General features: G+C 44.9%; 10 protein-coding genes. 6 read left to right on the forward strand and 4 right to left on the reverse strand.

The genetic code is table 11. The features are described from left to right. The first annotated feature begins 426 nt into the window (after window positions 1-426). Complete coding sequence (locus tag FTV42_RS14685; RefSeq protein ID WP_180039138.1) at window positions 427-1,509, forward strand: DNA/RNA non-specific endonuclease; 1,083 nt, start codon at window positions 427-429, stop codon at window positions 1,507-1,509. A 78-nt stretch (window positions 1,510-1,587) separates the two neighbouring features. After that, window positions 1,588-1,833 (forward strand): hypothetical protein, encoded by a 246-nt coding sequence (locus tag FTV42_RS14690; protein WP_180039139.1) that lies wholly within the window; start codon window positions 1,588-1,590, stop codon window positions 1,831-1,833. 265 nt (window positions 1,834-2,098) lie between these two features. Here FTV42_RS14690 and FTV42_RS14695 read toward each other — a convergent pair whose 3' ends face one another. Continuing rightward, window positions 2,099-3,109 (reverse strand): AraC family transcriptional regulator, encoded by a 1,011-nt coding sequence (locus FTV42_RS14695; protein WP_180039140.1) that lies wholly within the window; start codon window positions 3,107-3,109, stop codon window positions 2,099-2,101. A 108-nt stretch (window positions 3,110-3,217) separates the two neighbouring features. Here FTV42_RS14695 and FTV42_RS14700 point away from each other — a divergent pair, with 108 nt between their 5' ends. Further along, window positions 3,218-3,874, forward strand: coding sequence for a hypothetical protein (locus FTV42_RS14700; protein ID WP_180039141.1), 657 nt, complete (start codon window positions 3,218-3,220; stop codon window positions 3,872-3,874). A 286-nt stretch (window positions 3,875-4,160) separates the two neighbouring features. Here FTV42_RS14700 and hisF read toward each other — a convergent pair whose 3' ends face one another. Further along, a complete protein-coding gene (gene hisF / locus FTV42_RS14705; RefSeq protein WP_004647284.1) occupies window positions 4,161-4,919 on the reverse strand; it encodes an imidazole glycerol phosphate synthase subunit HisF in 759 nt (252 codons plus the stop codon). 113 nt (window positions 4,920-5,032) lie between these two features. Between hisF and FTV42_RS14710 the strand changes: the two genes are divergently transcribed. From FTV42_RS14710 to FTV42_RS14720, 3 genes are read left to right on the forward strand one after another with little or no spacing between them, the layout of a single operon-like run. Next, window positions 5,033-5,980, forward strand: a complete 948-nt coding sequence (locus tag FTV42_RS14710) for a homoserine kinase (protein ID WP_180039142.1) — start codon at window positions 5,033-5,035, stop codon at window positions 5,978-5,980. A 27-nt stretch (window positions 5,981-6,007) separates the two neighbouring features. Next, a complete protein-coding gene (locus FTV42_RS14715; protein WP_180039143.1) occupies window positions 6,008-6,634 on the forward strand; it encodes a DUF1294 domain-containing protein in 627 nt (208 codons plus the stop codon). Between the two features lie 20 nt (window positions 6,635-6,654). Further along, the gene (locus tag FTV42_RS14720; protein WP_005105397.1) at window positions 6,655-7,050 is read left to right on the forward strand and encodes a hypothetical protein; all 396 of its coding nucleotides are present in this window, start codon (window positions 6,655-6,657) and stop codon (window positions 7,048-7,050) included. A gap of 60 nt (window positions 7,051-7,110) precedes the next feature. On the opposite strand, the gene FTV42_RS14725 is transcribed toward FTV42_RS14720, so the two are convergent. Beyond that, window positions 7,111-8,040, reverse strand: coding sequence for a DMT family transporter (locus FTV42_RS14725; protein ID WP_180039144.1), 930 nt, complete (start codon window positions 8,038-8,040; stop codon window positions 7,111-7,113). A gap of 33 nt (window positions 8,041-8,073) precedes the next feature. Next, a partial coding sequence (locus FTV42_RS14730) for an IS30 family transposase (RefSeq protein ID WP_180039043.1) occupies window positions 8,074-8,276 on the reverse strand: 203 nt, incomplete at its 5' end.

An 8,276-nucleotide genomic window follows, 5' to 3' on the forward strand; every position in this document is an offset into this window, starting at 1 on the left:
CACGTTCAGTAATCAATTTAACAGCTTCTTCTTTAAATTCTGGGGTGTATCGTTGTCCACTCATAATGTTCTCTCCTATGCAAAAAGAATAGACGAAATTTGTCTAGGAGAGTGGTGGCAGTCCAATATCTAACTAAAAGGTGTCTACAAAATCGGTGGCTATTCAGACACCATTGCTAATAATTGTACGAATTGAGATAGGCCGTTAGCTTTACACACTCAATCTACTGAGCCAAACAAAGCTACGCAAACACCGAGAAACCTCATTTAAAAAGAAATAAAATTAGACAGTTTGTTACAACTGCCCGGGATTTTGGATACTTATTGTTTATTTAGTAAACGAATGGTAGAGCCAAGATATACTTCACTTATACAGCTTGTTAAGCTCGGTCAAAATCTGTATTGATCTAAAAAGTACGTGTAAGAATGGCCAAGAAGCAGCGTAAACCCAAGAACTCTTTTTTTCAGTTTTTAAATGATAATAGTATTAAAGTCATTCTGGGCGTGGTGGCTTCGAGCAGCTTCGCCATCGCTTTTGGTCAGGAAAAAATCAGTCAGTGGGTGTCACTATCCTCTTCCAGTGATTCTGCCTGTCTGAACCAGTTTTATCGTGATGTACCGCCATATTTGATGAAAGACAGCCTGAAAAAAGACAGCTATTCGCTGTGTTTTAATGGCTTTAATGTCGGTTATTCCGGGGTATCTAAAACGCCACTTTGGGTTGCAGAAGCCTTAACGCCAGCACGCTTAAGCCAGAAAATTCCCCGTGAAGATAATTTTCATGAAGAAGATCGGGTCAGTGCGAAGCATCGTGCCACATTGGCGGATTATCGTGGTTCAGGTTATGACCGCGGTCATATGGCGCCGAATGCGGATATGCCTAACAAGGCCGCGCAGTCTGACAGTTTTTCATTGGCCAATATGGTGCCGCAAGCGCCCAAGAATAATCAGCAAGTCTGGCGTGAGCTGGAAGAGGCCACCCGTGCCATTGTGACCAAGCAGAAACAGGATGTCTATGTGGTGACCGGGCCGATCTTTGCCGGGAAGAAGCTGAAAACCATTGGCAATGGCGTGATTGTGCCAACTGCGGTCTATAAGGCAGTTTATATGCCGAAAACCGGTGCTATTGGTGCTTACTATGCACCGAATGACAATTCGCTCAAAGTGCGTATTGTTAGTGTCTGCTATCTGGAAGAACAGCTTGGAATTAATCTGTTCCCGCAGCTCACCGAAGAACAGAAACGCAATACCTATAAGCTGCCACTGACTGGAAATGCAGTAAAAGCCAACCAGAAAATCGAATATTCTAATTGGGATGCAGAAAGCCAGTGTGCCGAAGATGTTTCTGAAGAAAACCTGCAGGCATTACAACGCGAGTTTAAGTCTTCCGGTTCAAGCAGTTCGGCCTCCTCTGCGACTGGCGGCGCGATAGACAATGCAACGCAAGATGCCATTGTGAAACAGCTGATTGATGCCTTGTTGCAATATATTTTGCAGCTGTTGAAATAAGCTTGCTGAAAAAACCGGGATTCGGGTAGCATCGACATCAGACGTTCATTGAAAATAACAAAGACAGGTGAAGAGGATATGTTTAAAGCATTTGAAAATGGTAGCGAATCCCATGCCATTCATGATCTGACTTTGGAAAATGATCTGGACTGCGTCAGCCTGTATGGCAACTTGCAAATCACCAAGGATCATCAGGGACTGAAAGTGGCCAAAGCCTTGCAGGCTTTTTTGAATGATGTGGTAAAACAACTGGAAAACACGCCGGACTTGCCAGAAAAAATTCAGCGTGATGACCTGGATGAAATTGAAAATCCATTTTTATAAGCGTTTTTAAGCGCGATGATCTGCATGTGCCATGTGAAACATGCAGAAAAACAGAATCTAGAAATCATGGCTTTTATTGAAAAGCCTAATTTTTTTGCTCCCCCAATATCTCCCAACACTAGCCAGAACGTGCCGAGCAATTCGGCAAGATATTTATCCATATTTTAAATTCTTATTTTTATATTTATTATTAGGTCATAGGGGTAATGGATTTAAATTATCAACGCTGCTTGAAGCCCATCTATCAAACCAACATGCTTGTGGTTTAAGCGGCTGGCATATTCTGTTGGCGCCACTGCTGCGGCGTCAGTTGAGTCCATTGCTTAAAGGCACGCTGAAACGCACTCTGTTCAGAATAACCGAGTAACATGGCAGTTTCCTGCAAACTCAAGTGCGGATCTTTCAGATATTGCATCGCCATCATGCAGCGGATTTCCTGCATACATTGCTGATAGGTTTTGCCCTGTTTCTGCAAATGGCGTTGTAACTGACGCACGGAAAAATTCATCTGCTCGGCAATATGCTCGATCTGAAACAGGTTTTTTTGCAGGCCAATCAGAATTGCCTGTTGCAGTTGCTGATCAATGAGAGTGGAGTGCGGAAATTTTTCTAGCAATGCTTTGGCCTGTTGCATCAGCAGTTTCTGCAAGCTCTGGTCGCCCTGTTTCAGCGGTCTGGACAGTTCACTGACATGCATCAATACCTGATTTCTGGCTTGAGAAAAGCGGACTTTACAGCCGAAATACTGCTCATAGAGTGCAATATTTTTAGGCATTGCATGCTGGAAATGCACTTCATATAACTGAACCCCGTGCGGGTTCTGCACATTGGCTTTCACGAATTCCGTCATTAGCGCAATCGCGATTTCATCGGTCAATTGGGTATTCAGATGAAACGGAACTTCAACCCAGCCAATCGACAGATAATCGCCTTGCCATTGCAGCTGAAGTAGGCCGCCATCATAAATCAGACGATGATAATCATGATAGCGCATAAAGGCTTCACCTAAGGTCTCACTTGAGAGTGCCAGATAGCCAATAATACCGAGGTGTTTAGCTTCAACCAGCTGGGCGATTTCCAGGCCTAAAGCCGGTCGCTGTAGCTGTTGATCAAGTGTTGTTAACAGATCACGCCACAGGGCGAAATCAAAGCGTTCCAGATTTTGAATGGCCAATAATTTCTCAGGGACTTCAAGCTGTTTCAACTGATAATAGTCCAAAAGTAAATGTCCTAAACCACCGTATACTGAACCTACGTAGTTTTTTAGAACCAGCATTTTTAATTCTTTTATTTTGTCGTATTTTGTCAATCATATTGAATATTTTGGTCAATATCTAGTCTTTTATTTAGCCTATATTAAAAATAGACCAAGAGGTAAAAGATTATGTGGAAAGGTTTTCTGGCAGGACTTGTCGTCGCAAATGGATTTGAATGGTTTGCACATAAATATGTATTGCATGGTGTTCACCGGCCGGGACAGAGCCGTTATAGTCCGGTACCCGAGAGTATGCGCTCACACTGGGAGCATCACCGGATTGTGCGAAAAACGGAATTTTCCGATTTCGGCTATGTAGAAGGATTGGACAACTGGCGTACCCGCAATGAAATTGCCTCACTGGCAGTCGTTGCGACCGTCTTTGGACTCAGTTTTTATCCCTTCTCCAAAGGCATGTCACTGGCCGCCCTGTATAGTGCAGGCAACTATTATTATTTACATCGCCGGGCTCATCTGGAACCAGAATGGGCCAAAAAGAAATTACCCTGGCATTATGATCATCATATGAATAGTAATCAGGATGCCAACTGGTGCGTCACCAAGCCCTGGTTTGATTATCTGCTCGGTACCCGTGTGATTTCCTCGGCAGATTTGCAGGAACAGAATCCTTTAGGTTTGAGCTTGCCTGCACCGATCTCGAAAAAATTGAACCGCTGGGCAGAACAATATTTTCTAGTTAAATCGGCCGATGCTTACTCTAAGATGACGAAAAATACTGCAAAAAATACGGTAATGAAGCAGTTAAATACGCAGGTTATGGAGTAAAACAGGGCTTTGTCGTGATTTGTCAATAAAATACGATTGTATTGTCAATATTGTCCTGTGGATTTCACTTATATTTGCTCCTGTCGGTGAGCAAAGCCTCATACTGATAATGTTTCTGGGTGTAATGAGTTATTTTGAATACCAAGTGCTGTAGTCTTATCTTGGTTTTATAGGGAGTCGAAAGACTCCTTTTTTTTGTCCCGTATTTGCTGTGTTGTTTTATTTAAGGCATAAAAAAAGAGTGTTTATAAAAACACTCTTTAATTAAATCATCATCTAAAACGGCTTAAAGGCGCATTTCAATGCCTTGGGCTGCCATATAGGCTTTGGCTTCCGGAATGGTGTGCTGGCCAAAATGGAAAATTGAAGCTGCCAGTACCGCATCGGCACCCCCATGAATAATGCCGTCCGCCAAATGCTGTAAATTACCCACACCGCCAGAAGCAATGGTCGGTACCGTGACGCGGTCATTGATGGCGCGCATCAGGGCAATGTCGTAACCGGCTTTGGTGCCATCGGCATCCATCGAAGTAATCAGTAATTCACCTGCGCCGAAGTCAGCCATTTTCACGGCCCATTCAATCGCATCGATCCCGGTTTCCTTACGGCCACCGTGGGTGAAAATTTCCCATTTATGGTCACCGGTTTTTTTGGCATCGATCGCCACCACGATACATTGTGCGCCAAAGCGTTGAGACGCTTCCTGCACAAACTCAGGATTATAAATCGCAGCCGAGTTAATGCTGACTTTATCTGCGCCGGCATTGAGCAATAAACGGATATCTTCGACTTTACGGACACCACCACCTACAGTTAACGGTACGAATACAGATTCGGCCATACGCTCTACAGTACGATAAGTCGTGTCGCGTCCATGATGTGTAGCGGTAATATCAAGGAAAGTAATTTCATCGGCACCTTGTTCATTATAACGGCGCGCCACTTCGACCGGGTCACCCGCATCACGAATATCAAGGAACTGGACACCCTTGACCACGCGGCCGTTATCCACGTCCAGACAAGGAATAATACGTTTAGCTAGCATAAATTTTTCCAATTATTACAGCCGATTATGAAACTCACCCACGCAAGCGCTACACCTTGGCAGATGGAAACGGTATTCTAGCAAAATTATGTAAGTTTTTTCGCAGGTTTTCTATGTCGGTTTATACCACTTTGACTTTAAAGGAAGTTCAGGATTTTGCAGCGCCTTATGGTTTAAAGGCGATTGATCTGATTCCCATTCAAGGCGGTATTCAAAATACCAACTATTTTTTAGTCTGCGAAGATCAGCAATATGTGCTGACAGTATTTGAGGATATGGATGAGCAGGCGGCAGGTGAACTGGTTCCTGTGCTGGAACATCTGGGTCAGGCTGGATTGGCCGTTCCTGTGCCTTTGTCGCATTCAGGAAAGGCCATTCACAGCATTAAAGATAAACCGGCACAGATTGCACCACGCCTGATGGGTGAACATCCGATGCCATCTACCGTTGCGCAAGTTGAAGCGATTGCAGTGGCTCAGGCGAAAATGCATGTGGCACTCAAAGACTTTAAATTAGAACGTAATTTCGTGCGTGATCATGCGTATTGGCTGGCAGTGTCTCAAGAGATCAAACCGAGTTTAAGTCCGGCAGATAAAATCTTGCTTGGCAAATTATTAGGTTTATATGAGGCGTTGACGGCGGTATATCCGGACCGTCCACGCGGTTTTATTCATTCAGATCTGTTCCGTGACAATACCTTATTTGAAGGCGATCAGCTGAATGGCATTCTGGATTTTTATGAGCTGAATAAAGATGAATGGCTGTTTGATATCGCCATTACGTTAAATGACTTCTGTACCGAATATCCTGACGTGATCTTAAACGAAGAAAAAGCGATTGCCTTTTTAAATGCCTATGAAACGATTCGTCCTTTAACCAGTGATGAACGCGCCTGTCTGGAATTGTATCTGGCTATGGCGGCAGGACGTTTCTGGATGATGCGTCTGCAGGTGGCTCAGCGTAATGCAGCATTAGGCCGTACCGGCGAAGATATTTTGCAAAAAAATCCGGACGAGATGCGTAATATGCTGATTGAACGCTTAAAATTCGTCACCGCTTAAACAATCAGATTAAAAAGGATAGGGGATATGCGCGATCAGGGACGCTTAGTGGAATGGTTTGATGACCAAGGCTATGGTTTTATCCAGCCTAGTGACCCAGCCAAAGATCGCGTATTTCTGCATATCAAGGACTTTGCCAAGCCTGGGCCACGTCCAATCATGGGCTGTGCGCTGGATTATCTGGTCATTCTGGATGAACGCGGCCGTTATCGTGCGCAGCAGGTGATGTACCTGAAAGCAGTACAAGCCAAAAGTCTGCAAGCAAAATTCAAACCCTCCAAGCCACAGCAGACACAGAAATTACAGCCGATGCAGATTGCCTGTGTGGCCTATATTCTTTTACTGGTGGCTTTGACCTTGGGTGGTTTACTGAGTGGACTGGTGTTGTTGCTGGTCAGCCTGATGAATGCGCTCAGCTACTGGCTTTATGCCCAAGACAAAGAAGCAGCCCAGTTGGGCAACCGTCGTATTCCGGAAAATACTCTGCATGTGGTGGCCTTCTTGGGCGGCTGGCCGGCAGCCTGGCTGGCACAGCAGAAATTACGGCATAAAACACAAAAACAACCTTTCCGGCAGATATATTTTTGTACCATAGGCTTTAACATCATTTTGATTATATGGCTGATTTCCCCATTGAATAGTTTAAATATCTAGGGGAAGTACCAGGAGGGGACGTGAATTATTCCATTGATAAAGACTCAAACCGCACACTGACTTTTGCACTGTACATTTTATATATTGTGGCCATTTTTAGTGCTGGCCTGCTGGCTGTCGTGGCGTTGATCATTAACTATGTGAAACGGCGCGATGTGCGCGGTTCCATCTTTGAAAGCCATTTTACCTGGCAGATCCGCAGTTTCTGGTGGTATCTGTTCTGGAATATCGTCGCCTTTATTCCATTTTTCTTTTTGTTCTTTACCGGCGAAGATCCTGACCTGTTTGCAGGGGTCGCATTTGGTGCATCCGCTTTCTGTTTAGTGGTGGTGGTTTTGGCCTGGATCTGGATTGTGTATCGGGCGATTCGCGGCATCATGCGCTTAAATGACAATAGACCGATGTATAGCAAATAATTTTAGCCATATTTCCCCAGAGAAAAAATCCCCCTTTTTTAAGGGGGGGATTTAGCAGAATTAAGAAAGATCTTGTTTTAATTGTTCTGTTGGATCTTTTCTTAAAAACTTTGGTTTCCATTCACTGGCAATTACGCCAAGTACCACCATCAATCCGCCTAATAAAGCCAGTGACGGTAAACGTTCTCCGGCCAGACGGCCAAACAGGGCTGCCCATACCGGTTCGCCGGCATAGATAATTGCTGCCTGTGATGGATCGACCATGCGCTGCGCCCAGTTCATCACCAGTTGGATCAAGGCACTGGCAATGCCTAAACCGACTAAAATTCCTGCCAGATGCCAGTGAAATCCAGGTAACTGAGATTCACCTAAAACAGGTGCGATCATGAAGCAGAACAGGGATGCAAAAATCAGTTGCAGCACCGTGACCCGGCGGACATTGACCTGCTCGGCGAAATAGCTGATAAAAATAATCTCCAGTGCGATCGCAATCGAACCAAGCAAAGTCAGGGTTTGTCCGAAACTGAGCTGAATCGCAGCAAAGCCATTTCCTGTCAAAAACACCAGACCGATAAAGGCAAACAGCGCTCCGATCCAGGTCATGACATGCGGTTTTTTACGGAACATGAGCCAGAGCAGGATCGGAACCAGCGGAACATACAAGGCCGTTAAAAAAGCCGACTCACTGCTGCTGATGGTCTGCAAACCCACAGTTTGGGTGCCGTAGCCGATGGCGATCATGATGCCAATCACCACGCCAGCGAACACCTCTTTCAGGTTCATGCCTTTTAGCGACTTTAGGGAAATCAGGGTGACGGCAAGCGCTGCTGCAGCAAAACGCAGGCCGACAAACATAATCGGACTGCTAAAGTTCAGCCCGTATTGCACGGTAATAAAACTGCCACCCCAGATAATGGTGATCAGGATCAAGGCGAGTTGCGGCGCTTTCACCATCCAGCCGGAGTGATTTTTGGAAATAAGGGTAGACATGCCAGGAGATCAGAAAATTAAAAAAAGGCGGATTCAAGCGGCAAGTGCAACAGTATAAAAACCAGCCATAACTTCACTAGGCGTATACCAACCTAGTGTTTTTCTAGGGCGATGGTTGAGTGCAAATTCTATCTGCTCTATTTGTTCGTTTGACACGTCATCAAACGATGATGATTTTGGCAGATATTGCCGGATTAAACCATTCGTATTTTCATTCCTTGCTCGTTGAATAGACT

The sequence above is a fragment of the Acinetobacter sp. YH16052 genome, assembly GCF_013417155.1.
GTDB lineage: Bacteria > Pseudomonadota > Gammaproteobacteria > Pseudomonadales > Moraxellaceae > Acinetobacter.

Excerpts from the sequence above, each read along its gene's own strand:
- FTV42_RS14710 (WP_180039142.1), top strand. The coding sequence starts at position 5,033 with ATGTCGGTTTATACCACTTTGACTTTAAAGGAAGTTCAGGATTTTGCA.
- FTV42_RS14725 (WP_180039144.1), bottom strand. The coding sequence starts at position 8,040 with ATGTCTACCCTTATTTCCAAAAATCACTCCGGCTGGATGGTGAAAGCG.
- FTV42_RS14690 (WP_180039139.1), top strand. The coding sequence starts at position 1,588 with ATGTTTAAAGCATTTGAAAATGGTAGCGAATCCCATGCCATTCATGAT.
- hisF (WP_004647284.1), bottom strand. The coding sequence starts at position 4,919 with ATGCTAGCTAAACGTATTATTCCTTGTCTGGACGTGGATAACGGCCGC.
- FTV42_RS14685 (WP_180039138.1), top strand. The coding sequence starts at position 427 with ATGGCCAAGAAGCAGCGTAAACCCAAGAACTCTTTTTTTCAGTTTTTA.
- FTV42_RS14715 (WP_180039143.1), top strand. The coding sequence starts at position 6,008 with ATGCGCGATCAGGGACGCTTAGTGGAATGGTTTGATGACCAAGGCTAT.
- FTV42_RS14695 (WP_180039140.1), bottom strand. The coding sequence starts at position 3,109 with ATGCTGGTTCTAAAAAACTACGTAGGTTCAGTATACGGTGGTTTAGGA.
- FTV42_RS14700 (WP_180039141.1), top strand. The coding sequence starts at position 3,218 with ATGTGGAAAGGTTTTCTGGCAGGACTTGTCGTCGCAAATGGATTTGAA.